The organism is Salinivibrio kushneri (genome assembly GCF_027286325.1).
Taxonomy (GTDB): domain Bacteria; phylum Pseudomonadota; class Gammaproteobacteria; order Enterobacterales; family Vibrionaceae; genus Salinivibrio; species Salinivibrio kushneri_A.
The window spans coordinates 2,471,549-2,487,714 of the sequence record NZ_CP114588.1 but is presented as its reverse complement, the minus strand read 5'-3'; the positions used below and the strand labels follow the sequence as shown (position 1 = coordinate 2,487,714).

The 16,166-nt window shown below is 53.9% G+C and carries 14 protein-coding genes; 6 read left to right on the top strand and 8 right to left on the bottom strand.

Features of this window, described 5'->3' with window-relative positions:
- Window positions 1–2 precede the first annotated feature (2 nt).
- From cysN to cysC, 3 genes are read left to right on the top strand one after another with little or no spacing between them, the layout of a single operon-like run.
- Window positions 3–1,427: a sulfate adenylyltransferase subunit CysN gene (cysN, locus tag N8M53_RS11420; RefSeq protein WP_269578873.1), complete on the top strand. Its 1,425-nt coding sequence runs from the start codon at window positions 3–5 to the stop codon at window positions 1,425–1,427.
- A gap of 3 nt (window positions 1,428–1,430) precedes the next feature.
- Complete coding sequence (locus N8M53_RS11415; protein WP_269578872.1) at window positions 1,431–3,173, top strand: SLC13 family permease; 1,743 nt, start codon at window positions 1,431–1,433, stop codon at window positions 3,171–3,173.
- 34 nt (window positions 3,174–3,207) lie between these two features.
- Window positions 3,208–3,834 (top strand): adenylyl-sulfate kinase, encoded by a 627-nt coding sequence (cysC, locus tag N8M53_RS11410; RefSeq protein ID WP_269578871.1) that lies wholly within the window; start codon window positions 3,208–3,210, stop codon window positions 3,832–3,834.
- Here cysC and N8M53_RS11405 read toward each other — a convergent pair.
- The 7 genes from N8M53_RS11405 to N8M53_RS11375 all read right to left on the bottom strand — a co-directional run bounded on the left by N8M53_RS11405 (window position 3,831) and on the right by N8M53_RS11375 (window position 9,201).
- The gene (locus N8M53_RS11405) at window positions 3,831–4,733 is read right to left on the bottom strand and encodes a TIGR03899 family protein (RefSeq protein ID WP_269578870.1); all 903 of its coding nucleotides are present in this window, start codon (window positions 4,731–4,733) and stop codon (window positions 3,831–3,833) included. The two genes, cysC and N8M53_RS11405, sit on opposite strands and share 4 nt — an antisense overlap.
- Window positions 4,734–4,971: 238 nt before the next feature.
- Complete coding sequence (locus tag N8M53_RS11400; protein WP_269578869.1) at window positions 4,972–5,469, bottom strand: DUF3299 domain-containing protein; 498 nt, start codon at window positions 5,467–5,469, stop codon at window positions 4,972–4,974.
- A 3-nt stretch (window positions 5,470–5,472) separates the two neighbouring features.
- On the bottom strand, window positions 5,473–6,732 hold the full coding sequence (locus N8M53_RS11395) for an ABC transporter permease (RefSeq protein WP_269578868.1): 1,260 nt from the start codon (window positions 6,730–6,732) through the stop codon (window positions 5,473–5,475).
- Window positions 6,729–7,424: an ABC transporter ATP-binding protein gene (locus N8M53_RS11390; protein WP_269578867.1), complete on the bottom strand. Its 696-nt coding sequence runs from the start codon at window positions 7,422–7,424 to the stop codon at window positions 6,729–6,731. The genes N8M53_RS11395 and N8M53_RS11390 overlap by 4 nt, the downstream gene beginning before the upstream one ends.
- Window positions 7,425–7,464: 40 nt before the next feature.
- Entirely contained in the window at window positions 7,465–8,232 is a 768-nt protein-coding gene (gene zrgA, locus N8M53_RS11385) for a zinc uptake protein ZrgA (protein WP_269578866.1), read from the bottom strand.
- A 25-nt stretch (window positions 8,233–8,257) separates the two neighbouring features.
- A complete protein-coding gene (locus tag N8M53_RS11380) occupies window positions 8,258–8,545 on the bottom strand; it encodes a hypothetical protein (RefSeq protein ID WP_269578865.1) in 288 nt (95 codons plus the stop codon).
- Window positions 8,546–8,643: 98 nt separating this feature from the next.
- Window positions 8,644–9,201, bottom strand: a complete 558-nt coding sequence (locus N8M53_RS11375) for a YtfJ family protein (RefSeq protein WP_269578864.1) — start codon at window positions 9,199–9,201, stop codon at window positions 8,644–8,646.
- Window positions 9,202–9,571: 370 nt separating this feature from the next.
- Between N8M53_RS11375 and N8M53_RS11370 the strand changes: the two genes are divergently transcribed.
- On the top strand, window positions 9,572–9,778 hold the full coding sequence (locus N8M53_RS11370) for a DUF1107 domain-containing protein (protein ID WP_025673598.1): 207 nt from the start codon (window positions 9,572–9,574) through the stop codon (window positions 9,776–9,778).
- A gap of 85 nt (window positions 9,779–9,863) precedes the next feature.
- Here N8M53_RS11370 and msrA read toward each other — a convergent pair whose 3' ends face one another.
- Window positions 9,864–10,496, bottom strand: coding sequence for a peptide-methionine (S)-S-oxide reductase MsrA (gene msrA, locus N8M53_RS11365; protein WP_420066588.1), 633 nt, complete (start codon window positions 10,494–10,496; stop codon window positions 9,864–9,866).
- A gap of 188 nt (window positions 10,497–10,684) precedes the next feature.
- Between msrA and N8M53_RS11360 the strand changes: the two genes are divergently transcribed.
- Window positions 10,685–12,388 (top strand): autotransporter assembly complex protein TamA, encoded by a 1,704-nt coding sequence (locus N8M53_RS11360; protein WP_269578862.1) that lies wholly within the window; start codon window positions 10,685–10,687, stop codon window positions 12,386–12,388.
- Window positions 12,385–16,155 (top strand): translocation/assembly module TamB domain-containing protein, encoded by a 3,771-nt coding sequence (locus N8M53_RS11355; protein ID WP_269578861.1) that lies wholly within the window; start codon window positions 12,385–12,387, stop codon window positions 16,153–16,155. Before N8M53_RS11360 ends, N8M53_RS11355 begins: the two co-directional genes overlap by 4 nt.
- Window positions 16,156–16,166: the final 11 nt, after the last annotated feature.

The window sequence follows — 16,166 nt, the reverse complement described above, 5'->3', positions numbered from 1 at the left end:
TCATGAATCCAGCAATTCAACAACAGGTAGCCGATCTGGGTATTGAGGGTTATCTGCAACAGCACCAACACAAAAGTTTATTGCGCTTTTTGACCTGTGGCTCGGTCGATGACGGTAAATCGACCTTGATTGGCCGCTTGCTGCACGACTCGCAGCAGATCTATGAAGATCAGCTGGCTGCTGTCCATGCCGATAGCCAGCGTGTCGGTACCACGGGCGAGAAACCGGATCTGGCGCTATTGGTAGACGGCCTGCAAGCCGAGCGCGAGCAGGGGATCACCATTGATGTCGCGTATCGCTATTTCTCCACCTCCAAGCGTAAATTTATCATCGCCGATACCCCCGGCCATGAGCAGTACACCCGGAATATGGCTACCGGTGCGTCGACCTGTGATGTGGCGGTGATCTTAATCGATGCGCGCCACGGCATCTTGGATCAGACTCGTCGCCACTCGTATATCGCTAACTTGCTGGGTATTCAGCATTTTGTGGTGGCGGTAAACAAAATGGACTTGGTGGCATATAGCCAAGCCCGGTTTAATGAAATTCAAGAGCAGTATCTGGCGTTTGCTGACCAGCTCAACCCCGGCTTGTCAGTGTCTATGGTGCCCTTGTCGGCACTCGAAGGCGACAACGTGGTCAATGCCAGTGACGCGATGGCGTGGTATCAAGGCGAGCCGCTGCTCAGCCAGCTAGAAGGCATCGACATTGAAAAATCGCGCGGGACGGGTGCGTTCCGTTTTCCGGTGCAGTATGTCAATCGACCGGATCTAAACTTTCGCGGTTACGCGGGCACCCTTGCCAGTGGCGAGTTGCATGTGGGCGATGAGGTTAAGGTACTCCCCTCTGGGCTTACCGCGAAGGTCGCGCGCATCGTCACCTTTGACGGTGATCGTGAATTTGCCTTTAGCGGTCAAGCGGTCACCCTCACTTTGGATAGAGAAATTGATATTTCGCGTGGCGATCTCCTGGTGCGAGCGGACGATGACGTCGCGGTGGGGCAACGATTTGACGCCGACGTGGTGTGGATGACGCAAACCCCACTGGCACCGGGGCGCGAATACGACATTAAGTTGGCCAGCAAGAAAACCTCGGCGCAGGTTGAGGCGCTGTCGTATGGGGTCGATGTCAATACGCTTAACACTCATGACGCAGACACCTTGCCGCTCAATGGCATTGGTCGTTGCACCTTGACTCTGAGCGAAGCGGTGCCGCTGGATACCTATCAAGATAGCCCGAATACCGGTGGCTTTATCCTGATTGATCGTCTCACCAATGTGACGGTCGGCGCGGGCATGATCCGTCATGTGGCGGAGGCGCAGCCGCAAACCACCTCGTCGTTCTCAGCGTTTGAGCTTGAGTTGAACCAGCTGATCCGCAAGCACTTTCCGCATTGGCAAGCGCGGGATCTGCGTCAACTGGGATAAACGATGAGTTGGCAAGAAACCACGGTACTCACTTTGCTGGTGGCGATTGTCGCCGGCTTGGTGCTCACCCGTATAAAGCCTGTACTCTTGTTTGCGGGGGCCGCGTTTGTGGCGTTCCAAACCGGGCTTACCTCGGTTGAAGCGCTGACGGCGAACTTTACCGCGCCATCGCTGCTGACCTTGGTATTGCTGATTTTGGTTTCTTGTGCGTTGGAGAAAACCCATTTGACCAGCTGGGTCGCCCGACAGGCGTCGCACGGCGCACTCCCCACCGTGATTGCCAAATTAGGCATCTCAAGTGCGCTGCTGTCGGCGCTGGTCAATAACACCGCCGTGGTAGTGTCCATGATTGGCGCGATCAAGCGCAACCGACGTCACTCACCCTCACAGCTTTTGATCCCATTGTCATATAGCGCCATTCTCGGCGGCACCCTAACCCTGATTGGCACGTCCACCAATCTCATTGTGAACAGCTTTGTTGAGCGGGCGGGTTTACCCAGTTTGGGCTTTTTCACCCCAACGGTCATCGGTGCCGCGGCACTGGTGGCAGGGCTATTGGTATTAATTCCGTTTAGCTATCGGTTGCCACGCCATGATGGTGAACAAGAAGAGAGCTTGCCGTATGTGCTCGAAGCACGGTTGGCCGCCGACTCCCCCTTATGCGGTCGCAGTGTCGCAGACAATGGCTTGCGGGCACTACGCCGCTTGTACTTGGCCGAAATTCATCGTCAAGACGGCATTATTGCGCCTGTGTGTCCGGATACGCCGTTATTGGCCGGTGACAAGTTGCAGTTTGCCGGCGATGTGGAAAGTGTCGCGACCTTGCAAGAGATCCCAGGCTTGACCTTGTTCGGCCAGCATCACATTGATGGACAAAATTTGATTGAGGTGGTGGTGAGCCACAGCGCCAGCATTTGTGGCAAAACCCTCAAAGCTGCCCGATTTCGAGAGACCTTTGATGCCGTGGTGGTCGCCATTCGCCGCGGCCATGAAAAACTCGACGGTGGGTTGGGCAATATTCCTTTGCATGCCGGCGATACGCTGGTGTTAGTGCCGGGCAAAACCTTTCGCCAAGACAGCCAAGCGTTACGGCGTGAATTCGTGCTCTTTAATGGTTTGGAAGCCAGTACCCGTCTTTCCGAGCGTAAAAGCGTTGCGGTACTGGCGGGATTTGTCGCGGTGATTGGCGCTGCCTTGCTCACCCCGATGCCACTGCTGAATGGCTTAGCGGCGTACTTGGTGGTGTTGCTGGTCACCGGCATTATCTCTTTGCACGATTTACAACGCCGCTTTCCGATTGAAGTGGTGGTGATTGTCGGTGCGGCGCTGACATTGGCACAACTGATGTTGGCGTCAGGGCTGTCGGCACGCTTTAGTGATTGGTTTATGGCGACCTTTAGCGCAGGAGGCGCGATAGGGGCGCTGGTGGCTGTGTACTTGCTGACCTTGTTACTCACCGAGCTTATCACCAACAATGCCGCGGCGGCGCTGGCTTTCCCGCTGGGCTATAGCTTGGCGCTAGGGTATGGGGTTGATCCTATGCCTTTTGTGATGGCAGTGCTGTTTGGCGCCAGTGCCAGTTTTATTTCCCCTTACGGGTATCAAACCAATTTATTGGTATACAGCGTGGGCAATTACCAGCTACGTGATTATTTGCGTCTGGGGCTGCCATTATCTGTGGTGTATTCCGCAGTGGTGCTTACCCTGTTACCGATTGTTTTTCCTTTAACGGCGGTGGCCTCTTAATCATGGCGTGGCCAACGAAATAGCGGAGACTTTCATGACTGACACTGTATCTGCGTCAACCGATCCCAATGTGATCTGGCATCAACATCATGTTGACCAAGCTCAGCGCAGCGAACAAAAACAGCAGCAACCTGTCGTGCTTTGGTTTACTGGCTTGTCTGGCTCGGGTAAATCGACCATCGCTGGCGCGCTTGAGGCGGCCTTGGTCGCCGAAGGGCACCATACCTATTTGCTAGATGGCGATAATATTCGCCATGGCTTATGTCGCGATCTGGGTTTTTCCGATCAAGACAGGCGCGAGAATATTCGCCGGATTGGTGAAGTGGCCAAGTTGATGACCGATGCGGGTCTGATTGTCTTGAGTGCCTTTATCTCTCCGTTTCGCGCGGAGCGAGAGATGGTGCGCGAGCGTTTGCCAGAGGGTCAGTTTATTGAAGTCTTTGTCGATACGCCGCTGGCGGTGTGTGAGCGGCGCGACCCCAAAGGGCTGTACAAAAAGGCACGTGCCGGCGAGATCCCTGCGTTTACCGGCATATCGTCAGAGTATGAACCACCGCAAACACCGGCGATCCATTTGACCGGTGATCACAGCGTCGCCGAGCATGTGGCGACCTGTCTTCACGTACTGCGTGAGCGCGGGGTGTTGCGCCTGTCAGATTAAGCGTGAGTGTTGACCGTATCACCCACATCGCTGTGCATCTCAAAGCCTTCGGCGAGCAACTCACAAATGGCGTGATGGTAATCGGGATGCACGCGTTTACCGACCAGTTTTGCCAGCTCATGGCCGGTGGGACTAAAGCGGTAATAATAAAGACGCATCCCTTTGTGTAACGGGGTGAGCATGTATTGGGTGTCTTGCAGTTTAAACGGCATCGCTGGTTGCATTTCAATCACACCGGATTCGAGCTCAGTGCGCAGGATCAGCCCCAAGTCCATCAACAGCATTAAGTCGGTATAAGACAGTTGATAGTGACCCAGCGAAAGCTTATGGGGCGGCTCTGGGCGTAGCAGTTGCACCAAGCCTTGGCGGCGGCGAAAACCGGTTACCAGCTTTTTGGTGCTGTCTTGCCCAAAAGTGCTGGACAATGCACAAGCGCGTTGCAGTGCTTGCGCTTCACGTTGCGTCATGGTCTCGAGAATGGTCAGGGCTTTAATCGAGGTGCTGCCGGGGCGGAGCATTTCTTGTTTGAGAATTTTCGCCCACAGTTGCTGCATCGCATGGCCGTGAATATTGCGGGCTAAATCAAAAAAGCGAACCAGCCAGTCTGGGTCTGGGGTCTGAGCGGTTTCGCTATGACACTGGTCGTAGGTGAGGGCAATGATGGCTTCGAGATTAGCCTGCTGCTTTTGCATCACATGACGCTGGCGGTTGGCACTGCGGTGAGCGAGATCTTCCTGCTCAACCTCTTGCAGGCGCGCATCCACGTGGTATTCACTGGCAATCGCTTTTAGCCGCCCCTTACTGCCACGTAGATCAGCGTCGTCTTTGTAGTTGTGCTCCTGATGTCGCCGTTTTTCTGGGTGGGCGTCGACGGTCACGGGTTTGTCTTGCTCTGCCATGCGATTCTCACACTGATTGTCAGCAAATTTAGTGCTGGCAAATATGTTAATTAAAGATTAAATTTGTTAACATTGTGAGTGTTAACAATCAAGTGTAGGGATGCGTGTGCGCAAGCAAAAACTCAACCCCATCAATCTGCTACTGATTGCCGTGTACATTGGCGCACTGGCGATCTTGTCTCATTATATTGTCTGACAATATCGTGTGCGCCGATCAGGGTCACTGATTGATAGGGACTTATCCGTCGTCGTAGTCAGTTAATTCGGTGCCTTGTAGCACATATCCCACTTCTGCCAAGTCATGACTCACATGTTCGGTTTTCAGCGTGCCTTCGACATAGACCACATCCCATAACTGTTGAATCGGCGCACCGCCGGCAAACTTTACATAAACAATCTGATTAGGTGGCGGGGGTGGGACATGGATACAGGCACCAAGAAAGGGCACCAGTAGGAATTCCGTGACCACTTTATCGTCGCCTTCCAGTGGGATCACAAAGCCGGGAATTTTGACTTGGCTGTTATTGAGCTCTGGGCGAACCGAGCCGACCAGGCTTTGTGGATTCTCACTATCGTGATTGATTTCCGGCATCCCGCGGCTATCAAATTGAGCGCGTTCGTGCTCAGGAACCAAATCAATCCAATCCAGCGTGAGTGGCTCATTGCTCGCCCACGTCGGCGAGCTCAACACACCACTCAGTAAGGCAATAAGCCCAAGCATTATTCGTTTTTTCATCTGTTATACCTTAATTGTCATGCCATCAGCGAGCGCCTGTCGGTAGGCGCGCCAAGCCGGGATTAATCCCACGATAAAGCCAGCGACCAACACACCTGCCATCAGTGAAAGCTCATAAGAAGACGGCCAATCGAGTGGCAAGAATAAGCCAAATTCACTGAGAATATAGGGCTGCGCCAACGCCAGTCCACCATAAAGCAGGAGCACGCCAACGACGATCCCTGCAAAGGTGATCGCGACCGCCTCACTGACCAAAAGCAAAATAATATGCAAAGGGCGCGCGCCCATTGCACGTAAGATTGCCATTTCTCGTCGACGTTCGTTCAAGCTAGTGAGCAGGCTTGAGAGCATACCCAACAGCCCCGCGACGGCCACAAAGCCAGAGATCACCAGCAGGGCTTGTTCGCCCACCCGCATCATGCCCCATAGCTCGTGCAAGGCAATGCCGGGCATGATGGCGGTTAATGGTTCGCGTGGATAGGTGTTGACCCAACGCTGGACAGCGAAGGTTTTGATTTTGCTTTTCAAGCCCACCATCACCGCGGTGAGTTGCTCCGGTTGCAGCTCGCGTTGCTGCGCTTGCGCTTGGGTCAGGCCTTGGCCGAGTCGTGCGCCACTTTCCCAGCCGACATGAATCGCTTCGATGGCCTCGAGCGACACATGTACGCTACGGTCGACGGGGGTGCCCGTGGGCGCCAAGATCCCGGTGACCGTAAAGGGCAGGTTGTCATGCTGATTAAAGCCTTTGTCGGCCAGTCCATGGGCAATGACCAGACTATCGCCCATCTTGTATCCCAGCTCTTTCGCCACTTGGGCACCAATCACGGTATCAAACAAGCCGGAAAATGGGCCGCCTTGGCGAAAGGCCAGTGGTTGTTTTTGACCATATTGGTAATGATCAAAGTAATCATTGGTGGTACCAACCACCCGAAAGCCACGGTGAGAGTCCCCCAGTGAAATGGGGATGGTCCAACTCACATCCGGATGCTCACCAAGGCGCTGGTAACTGTCCCAGCCGATATTGTTGGTGGCGTTACCGATGCGAAATACGGAATAGAGCAGTAAATTGATGGGGCCGGAGCGGGCGCCGACAATTAAATCGGTGTTGGAGATGGTATTGGCAAAGCTGGCTTTGGCTTGGGTGCGCACCTTCTCCACCCCGAGCAAGAGCACCACGGCAATGGTGACGGTCAGTAAAGAAAGCAGTGCGGTGGCGCGGCGATTCTTGAGGCTTTGCCCTGCCAATCCTAACAGTGAAATCATTGGTTGGCCTCCTCGCGATGCATGGCGCGATTAAGCGCGGGAAGCGAGATATCGCGGTCAAATAAGGGCGCCAATTGGCTGTCATGGCTGACAAACAATAAGCTGCTGTTGGCTTCTCGGCAGCGGTCTTGAAGCAACTCAATAAAGGTATTGCGGGTGTCCGCATCGAGCGCAGAGGTCGGCTCGTCAGCGATAATTAACGCCGGTGCCCCAATTAATGCCCGTGCCGCGGCGACCCGCTGTTGCTGGCCGATACTTAGCGCAGTCACTGGCTGATGGTAACAGTGTGCGGGAAGACCAAGCTTATCGAGTAGATAGGCGGCCTCTTGGTGTGCCGGTTGGCAGAGTGCCTGACGCCGCGTGTGAGAAAAGCGTAGCGGGACGGTGACATTATCAATCACCGATAAATAGGGCAGCAGATTAAATTGCTGAAAAATATAACCAATATGGTTAGCACGGAACTGATCCCGTTGGCGATCATTCAGTGCGGTAAGCGCTTGATGATTGACCGTCAGTGTCCCCGATTGTGGGGTATGAATGCCTGCAATCAGGCTCAGTAGCGTGGATTTCCCGCTGCCACTGGGGCCTTTTAAAAATACATGCTCGCCTTCAACGACCGCAAAGCTATCGATATCTAAAATAGGTTGCGGCTGAGCTGGCCAAGTAAAACGTAGTTGTTCGATGGTTATCATGCCTGACAGGGGCGCTGGATGCGCCCCGCCTCCTTGTTCACTACCACTGGATGTGCGACTTGGCACGATTCAAGGTTTCGACCCAGACCTTGTCATCAGTAAAGGCCTGAATTTTGATGGTTTCTGTGTTGGGGAATAGGCTAAACCAATCAGTTTGCAATTCGGTGAAGGCTTGCGGGTTTTGGCAAACGAATTGATAGTTTGCCGATAAGGTGTTGTGGTTACCGTGATCATGCCCATGATGGTCGTCATGGTGAGCATCATGCTCATCGTGGCCGTGGTGCTCGTCGTGGTCATGGTGCTCGTCGTGACCGTGGTGTTCGTCGTGGCCGTGGTGCTCGTCGTGGCCGTGGTGTTCGTCGTGGCCGTGGTGCTCGTCGTGGCCGTGGTGTTCGTCGTGACCGTGGTGCTCATCGTGGCCATGATGTTCGCCATGATCGTGATGCTCGTCTTGGCCATGATGGTCGTCGTAGTCGTCAAAACTGCTGGTGACTTTGGTCTCAGCGAGCTGGCAATCGGCTGCCTTAGCAAGCTGGAAGCGTTTCCCGCCATCACGCAGCAGTGCATAAGCATCTTCGAGCGTTTGCTGATCCTTGGCATTTTTAGGGTGGTGCTCAAACCCAACCACATCATGGCCGGGTGCGGTCAATTCAATCAGCACACGCTCACCGTCTTGGGCAAGGCTTGCGGTGACTTCACCGTGTACGTGGGCATCGAACGACTGATAGTTGGCTTCGTCAGCAACTGTGGCTGTGGACGCGGTTGCGATGGCCATGGCGATAACATTGGGTAAAAAACGCGTTTTCATTGGGTTCTCCTAGTGAATAAATGGATTAAATCATTGCGGTATTTATCCGACTAGGTGGGTCGCGCGCTGAAAAGGCAATGGCGATGTGGTAAGCCTGAGCAGGCTTTGAGAGCGCAACAATCGCGTTGACCACATAAGTGGGGGCAGGCGCTGAGACCGCATACGCGATCAGTGCGGGAGGCGCCAAATGACAGAGGCTGCAATGTTCGCTGTGATGTGTGGGCGTGAAGGTATCGAGGTGATGACGCGCCCACAGCCCAGATTGGCTGAGTACGACGATCAACAGCAGATGGACGATAAACGGCCGAGTCATGCAGACATCCACACCTTTAAAAGTAATGTGATAACATAACAATTATCATCATCAACGCCAAGTGTTGAATGACAGCGCGGGCTTTCCCCGCGCTTGGTTTATTGATTGACCAGTTGGGTGAGCAAGCTGACGACTTGATTCACTTCGTCGGCACTCAATTTGCCCTCTTTGACAAAACGTACCGAGCCTGTGTCATCCAATACGGCAATTAACGAGCTTTCTTCTTTTAGGCGCCAGGCGTCGGCGACACTGCCGTTTTCGTCGAGCACAATAGAGGACCAGCTAAACTCGCGTTTACTGTCTTCGGCTGATGATTTGACAAAGCCACCGGTGCCCCAAATCGCATCATCTTGGTTAATGATGGTGGTGGTTTGGTAGCGAGCGTCGTCAAAGTCTGCGGCGGTGATGGCTTCCATCAAGGGGGCATTCATTTCTTTGGCGCTGCTGCGTCCGGCGATGGCCTGGATCACGCGTACTTTGCCCGGCAATTGCTCGGTTTGCCAAACTTGATAAGCGATATCGTCGCCTTTGAGGGTCAATTCGCCGTGCTCGGCGACCTTGGCTGGCGGTAAGGGCGCACCATTTTGGATCGTGTGCGCCATACTGGTGCCAGAGAGTAGCGCAAAGGTGAGAGCGAGTAGGGTGGTTTTTTTCATTATTAATCATCCATGTTTGTGGTCACTATTTGGCATCAAGTGCCAAGTTATCTATGGTTACGCCAGACGGTGATTTGTGCCAAGTATCTAGGGTGAATCCGTGCGCAAGATCGGAGTTTTATCCTGTGAGCTTAAAAAGCATTGGCTCGTCATCGATCTCACGAGGGAACTTTTGGTTTTTCATCACCTCTAATAGTGTGTTAGTCACCTTGGCAAGGTGGCACTTTGCTTGCTTAGCTTTATACGCGGAGAGGGTTATATAATCTTCAGCTCTCCATGGTGGTAGCTCATATTTGCTGTGAAGTGAATGAATCGGGTTACCGTTTCGGTCTGTTAATCAGACTTTGTTGAGAAAAAGAAAGGGATCCTTATGCTTCGCATCTTTCGTCAATATCGACCAACCCAGATTGCGCGGTATGTGAAACGATTTTTTAAGGGCCGACTCTATATCGAAGGTGTAGGCGCGTTTGAGTTTGACGGTGGCCGTTTGCTGCCGCCGGGACACAGTGACAAACGAGCGTTATCGGTAATGACTGAGGTGAATAAAGAAATTAAAGCCATGGCCATTACTGCCTAAGCGTCGCCACACTGAAAAAAAAACACGTCTCTTAGGACGTGTTTTTTTATGCCTCACTATTCAGCGATGGTTGGTTGCGAAAGGCTTATTGTGGTGGGAAACACACACCTGTGCCCCCTAAGCCGCAATAACCTTGCGGATTTTTGTGCAGGTATTGCTGGTGGTCAGTTTCTGCGAAGTAGTACGCGCCAGCCGGTGCGATCTCAGTGGTGACTGCATCTGGCTTACCGGCCTCTCTCAATGCTGCTTGATAGGTCGCCAGGCTCGCCTCGACGCTGGCTTTGTCCGCCGGATCGCAATAGTAAATCGCGGAGCGGTACTGCGGACCGACATCATTGCCTTGACGCATGCCTTGGGTTGGATCGTGGTTTTCCCAGAATACCGCCAGTAGGGTGTCTAAGCTCACCACGGACGGGTCGAAAATCACATTGACGACTTCGGCATGGCCGGTTTGTCCTGTGCACACGTCTTGATAACGCGGGTGTTGGGTGACGCCGCCACTGTATCCGACCGATGTCATCACCACACCTGGCTGTTGCCACCACTTTCTCTCGGCACCCCAAAAACAGCCCATGCCAAAAATAACCTGTTTTTGACCTGCTGCCGGTGTGGCCGTGATAGGCTGATTATATACCGCGTGCGGTTCGGCTGGAATAATCGGGTCGGTGCGATCGGCTATCGCATTCTCGGGTTGGATAAAGGAAGATTGCATCGACATAGGCATCCTTTGACTGCTGTGGTGTAAAAGTACAAAGCGTACTGCTGTGTACGTAATGGGTTGGCATACAGGCATGGACTCCGCATCTTATTATCAACATGATGCTGGCATCCAGCCCCGCTCAACACGTAATATGGCAAGATATCATCAATTTAGCCGGGCGACACCCGGGTAATGGATCTCACTGCATGAATATACGGCTATTCCCCCTATTCGCGATCGCTGTCAGCTTTATGTCTAGCATTGCCCGTGCGGATGTCGACATTGATATTGAAGGGCTAGACGGCATTGCACAAGATAACGTCGAGACCTATCTCGCGGCGATTGCCCCAGAAGAGCGGGATGGCTCCTACCGGTTTATTGCTCGCGTCGAAAAAGACGTGCGCAAAGCGCTGCAAGCGGTGGGGTTTTATCAACCCATAATTACCACTCAGATGGACGGTGATGACACGCTTAACGTCAAGGTTGACCGCGGTGAGCCAGTGCGCTTGGCGCAAGTGGATGTAGTGTTCAGTGGCGAAGCCAATATGGATGATGATTTTCATGCTCTCATCGCGAAAGGGCCTCAGCCGGGTGCCAGGCTCAATCACAGTGATTACGAGACGCTAAAAAGCCAGATTCAAAGTTTGGCAGTGAAAAAAGGGTATTTTGATGGTCGTTTTACGCAAACGCGATTAGAGGTCGCCCCTGATCGTCAGCAGGCCTTTATTCGGCTTCACTTTGCCAGTGGTAAGCGCTATCACTTTGGTGCGATTCGCTACCAAGGTGCGCAAATTCAGTTGCAGCGCCTCGACACCTTACGTGATTTTTCCCCGGGCGAGCCGTATCGCGTGTCGGTGTTGGGCGAGTTTAACCAGGCTCTCGCGAATACCGGTTGGTTCTCCAGTGCCTTGGTGCAAGCGGACATGGAAGAAGCCGATGACAACGAAGTGCCGATCCAGGTGACGCTGACCCCCGAAGCACGCAACAAGTTTGAAACGGGGATTGGGTACTCCACCGACACTGGTCCGCGGTTCAAGTTTAACTGGCGAAAACCCTGGTATAACTCACGCGGCCACAGTATCACCACATCACTGGCCATTTCTGAGCCTGAACAGACGCTAACCTCGACCTACAAGGTCCCCTTGGAGGATGTTTCCCGCGAGTATTATCAAGTGCAGTTAGGGTTACAAAATACCGATCAACGCGATACCTCCAGCCTCGAGGTGTCCACCTCTGTCTCTCGCCATTGGCTGTATGATACCGGCTGGCAACGCAGTGTCTCGTTACGCTGGCTTTATGAGGACTACACCCAAGGGCAAGATGAAGATAGCGTCAGCGTGGTGCTGCCTGGGATCAATTTTACCCGCACCCGCGCTCGCGGTGGATTGATGCCGCATTGGGGAGACAAACAATCCATTACATTGGAAGCGGCCGATCCGGTTTGGCTGTCCGATATTAGTTTGGTGCGCTTGCAAGGGCGGAGTGCGTGGATTCGCAGTCTCAATAAAAACCATCGCGGCTTATTACGTGTTGATGGTGGTGCTCTGATTTCTGAAGAGTTTAGTGAAGCGCCGCCGTCGTTACGTTTTTTCGCCGGCGGCGATAACAGTATTCGCGGTTATGGCTATGAGACCGTTTCACCTGTTGATGACAGTGGTCAGTTAAGTGGCGCACGCTATATGTTAACCGGTACGTTAGAGTATCAATATCGCCTCGGCGGCAACTGGTGGTGGGCGTTATTTACCGATGGCGGTGATGCGTGGACCAGTCATTTATCGTGGAAGCGTGCGGCCGGTACCGGTATTCGCTGGTCATCGCCGGTAGGCCCTATTCGTCTTGATGTCGCACATGGCTTTGATAATGACGATGATGATTTTCGTGTACACCTTACCTTGGGGCCTGAGTTATGAGTCGCTGGTTGGTCAGGCTAACGTTTATTGCGTTAATTGGTATTTTTTCTTTGGTGGGGCTGGTGGCGGCCGCACTTTTTACCCCGGTGGGTTTGCAAGTGGGCCTGTGGGGCGCGCAGAAAGCTTTACCTGCGTTATCGGTTGATAATGCCGAAGGCAGCCTGCTGACCGGGTTTGTGCTGCAAGGGGTGCGCTATGATGATGCGCAGCTGCAACTGAATGCTAAACAGCTGAATCTTGTTATCCAAGGTAAGTGCTTACTGACGCCTGCGCTTTGTATTGACCAATTGGCCGCGGAGGGCGTCACGCTCGATATGAGTTTGCCCGCGAGTGAGGAGGATACACCGTCGGAAGACGCGTCCACGCCGGCTATCCAAGCGCCGTTGCCTATTCATGTCAATGCCTTTGCCTTTAACGAGGTGGCGATTCAGGTCGCTGGACAGTCGGTGAGTTGGCACCAACTGCAAGGGGGCGTGCATTTTGTTGGCGACACCTTAACCTTATCGCCGACCGATTGGCAGCAGTTGGTGGTGAGCCTGCCGAGCAACACTGAACCTCAAGAAAATACCGACCAAGCGGTCGGTAAACCGGATAGCGCGGAGGCAAGCCCGCCATGGCATTATCCAGGGCTGGAATTACCCACGGTGGCGCTGCCGCTGGCTATCGAGGTGGAGCAGCTCCATTTGCAAGATGCACGCATTGAGACGGGCACAGTGCAAACACTTTCATCGTTATCACTGGCGGGCAGCGTTCGAGGCAGTGCGGTAACCATTGATAGCTTCTCAGTGACGGCGCCCCAAGGCACGGCGAGCCTTGCGGGTGATATTACACTTGAGGGTGAGTACCCACTGACCTTACAAACCCAGCTGACCAACAACCTTGCCCCCCTACAAGACCAAGCTTTATCACTGTCGGCCTCGGGAAGCCTAGCCGCGCTTAAGCTAAATGCGAGCGCGCGCGGCCCGGTGACGGCGACGCTTGAGGGAGAGGCGAACCTGCTGGCGGCGAACTTACCTTTTGCGGTGCAATTGGATAGCGAGTCATTGGCGTGGCCGCTGACGGGGGACACGATCGCGGCATTACGCGACCTACAATTTCACGCCGATGGTGACTTGTCCGACTACCAGCTCGGTTTACAAACCGGTGTCGAGGGCCCTGAGGTGCCGACCACCCAACTGAATCTTGCCGGAAAAGGCAGTCTCTCGGCGCTGACCCTCTCGCAGTTGGAGGCCAGCACATTGGGTGGCAAGGTGGCCGGTCGTGCCAGCGTCGATTGGTCGAGTACGCCCTTTTGGCAAGCCGAGTTAGGGTTTGCCAACATTCAACCTCAGCAGCAATGGCCAGAGATAACGGGGGATTTAACCGGTGCAATCAGCCACCGTGGTCGCTTAACGGCCCAAGGCGGATGGGAGGTGTCTGTGCCCACGTTGGTGGTGCATGGCGAACTGCAAAAACTGCCGCTTGCGATTGCGGGTACCCTCAACGCACATGATCGTGATGGCGATGGTCAACCGAGCGTGTCGACACCAGGATTGACCCTGTCGCACGGCCCCAACCAAGTGACTGCGCAAGGGCAAGTGCGTGATGAGTGGCAAATGGGACTGTCGGTCGATATTGCCGATTTGTCGCAATCCTTGCCCATGCTCACTGGCGTGATCCGCGGTGATGCAAAACTGAGCGGACCGTTTGCGCAGCCAACGGCAAAACTGGCGCTTCATGCTAAGCAGTTGCGTTGGCAAGATGTGCGCATTAATCAGCTGACGGTAGACGGCAATCTTGCCGTGAAAGACCGCTTGGGTGGTGATTTGACGGTATCGGTATTGGGCGGGCGCTATCAAACCGCGCGCTTGGATAACCTCGATGTAACTGTGCGCGGTGATGAAGCGGCCCATCAGCTGGATTTGCGCTGGCAAGGGGCACCGGCTTCTGGCGCGTTACGTATTGAAGGCGCGCTAGCGAGAGAGACAGGCTGGAAAGGACGATTACTTGATACATCGGTGAACGTGGACGATCTTGGCGACATTGTGCAACAAAGTGTGGCACCGATTGCGCTCAGCTTCGCCGATATGCAAACCGAGATTGGCGAGCATTGTTGGCAGTGGCAAGCGACGTCTTTGTGCTTATCGCAACCGGCAACAGTCGGCGCGCAAGGGGACGTGGCTGCCAAGATTGAAGGCTTTGAAGCCGCTCAAATCGCTGCGTTCTTACCGCCGGAATGGCAGCTCAATACACGTGCCAATGCCGCGGTTCACGCACGCTGGCAGCCTGACGCCTCGCCGGATGTGCAAGCCTCGATTGATATCGCGGATGGCGATGTACGCGAGCAGGCCGATACGCCACTGGTGATTGGTTGGCAGCATGCCAATCTCAATGCGCGTTGGTATCAGGATAAATTGCAAGGCGCGCTGGCGCTGACCTTGTCCGAAGGGGGGACCCTCGCCTCGGCCTTTACCTTGAGCGATTTGTTGGCGCCAAGTCGCTCCTTGACGGGGGAGGTGACGATCAATGACGTTCAGCTGGCTAAACTCGAACCATTGCTGGGCAGCGACCAACAAGCGGATATCAATGGTGAAGTGAATGCTAACTTACGCGTAGAAGGTCCGCTGACGCTGCCTGATGTGTATGGCGGGCTGACGATTGATGCATTGCGAGTCAAAGGCTTGGCGTCACCTGTTGATGTGAATGATGGGCAGTTAGCGCTCACGTTGGATGGCAAGCAAGGCAAGGTAGAAGGCGAGTTGGTGACGCCGGATGGTGTGCTGGCACTAAACGGCGATGGGCAATGGCCTAGTATTGACGATTGGCGCTTTGGCTTAAATGTGGCGGGTGACACCTTGCGCGTCAATGTACCGCCGATGGTACGCCTCGACGTGGCACCTGACCTCACGGTATCGGCAACGCCGCATGATATGACTATTCGGGGCGACATTCGTGTGCCATGGGGGCGGATTGAAGTCGAAAATCTGCCCGAGTCTGCGATCACGGTGTCGGACGATACGGTACTGTTGAAAGAGAACTATGTGCCAGAGAACATTGAGCAAAGTGAGTCAGTGCCCTTTAACTTACAGACTGATGTGAAACTCGTACTGGGGGAAGATGTACAGTTAGCGGCGTTTGGACTGAAGTCTCGTTTGGCAGGCGAGCTTAATATTAAAAACAATCAGCAAGGCGCCTTGATTGTGGGGAATGTGAGCTTGCTTGATGGTACTTACCGCTCGTTTGGCCAAGACTTGCTGATTAAAAAGGGCGAGATATTATTTAATGGCCCCGCTGATCAGCCGTACTTGCAAGTGGAAGCGATTCGAAACCCTGAACGCATCGAAGGGGATGTAACAGCAGGGATCCGTTTAACCGGGCCCGCTGATGATCCGGTGGCGACTGTGTTTATGGATCCGGCTGGCTCGCAGGCCAATGCCCTGTCCTATTTGTTACGTGGCCGCGCGCTTGATGCCGGTGCTGGTGATGCCAATATGACCTCGATGCTGATTGGCTTGGGGTTAGCACAAAGTGGCAAGTTAGTAGGGGAGATTGGTCAGGCGTTTGGGGTCGAGGATCTGACACTCGATACCTCAGGCGCTGGCGATGAGCAAAAAGTAGAAGTATCGGGTTATATCCTGCCCGATCTAGAGGTGAAATACGGGGTAGGGATCTTTGATGCGATAGGGGTGTTTACGGTGCGCTACCGATTGATGCAAGACCTTTATCTCGAAGCGGTATCCGGGGTCGATCAAGCGGTGGATCTGCTCTATCAGTTTGAGATCAAATAAAGCCAAAAAAG

Excerpts from the sequence above, each read along its gene's own strand:
- N8M53_RS11375 (WP_269578864.1), bottom strand. The coding sequence starts at position 9,201 with ATGAAAAAAACCACCCTACTCGCTCTCACCTTTGCGCTACTCTCTGGC.
- zrgA (WP_269578866.1), bottom strand. The coding sequence starts at position 8,232 with ATGAAAACGCGTTTTTTACCCAATGTTATCGCCATGGCCATCGCAACC.
- N8M53_RS11400 (WP_269578869.1), bottom strand. The coding sequence starts at position 5,469 with ATGAAAAAACGAATAATGCTTGGGCTTATTGCCTTACTGAGTGGTGTG.
- N8M53_RS11380 (WP_269578865.1), bottom strand. The coding sequence starts at position 8,545 with ATGACTCGGCCGTTTATCGTCCATCTGCTGTTGATCGTCGTACTCAGC.
- N8M53_RS11390 (WP_269578867.1), bottom strand. The coding sequence starts at position 7,424 with ATGATAACCATCGAACAACTACGTTTTACTTGGCCAGCTCAGCCGCAA.
- N8M53_RS11370 (WP_025673598.1), top strand. The coding sequence starts at position 9,572 with ATGCTTCGCATCTTTCGTCAATATCGACCAACCCAGATTGCGCGGTAT.
- msrA (WP_420066588.1), bottom strand. The coding sequence starts at position 10,496 with ATGTCGATGCAATCTTCCTTTATCCAACCCGAGAATGCGATAGCCGAT.
- N8M53_RS11395 (WP_269578868.1), bottom strand. The coding sequence starts at position 6,732 with ATGATTTCACTGTTAGGATTGGCAGGGCAAAGCCTCAAGAATCGCCGC.
- N8M53_RS11405 (WP_269578870.1), bottom strand. The coding sequence starts at position 4,733 with ATGGCAGAGCAAGACAAACCCGTGACCGTCGACGCCCACCCAGAAAAA.
- cysN (WP_269578873.1), top strand. The coding sequence starts at position 3 with ATGAATCCAGCAATTCAACAACAGGTAGCCGATCTGGGTATTGAGGGT.
- N8M53_RS11415 (WP_269578872.1), top strand. The coding sequence starts at position 1,431 with ATGAGTTGGCAAGAAACCACGGTACTCACTTTGCTGGTGGCGATTGTC.
- N8M53_RS11355 (WP_269578861.1), top strand. The coding sequence starts at position 12,385 with ATGAGTCGCTGGTTGGTCAGGCTAACGTTTATTGCGTTAATTGGTATT.
- N8M53_RS11360 (WP_269578862.1), top strand. The coding sequence starts at position 10,685 with ATGAATATACGGCTATTCCCCCTATTCGCGATCGCTGTCAGCTTTATG.
- cysC (WP_269578871.1), top strand. The coding sequence starts at position 3,208 with ATGACTGACACTGTATCTGCGTCAACCGATCCCAATGTGATCTGGCAT.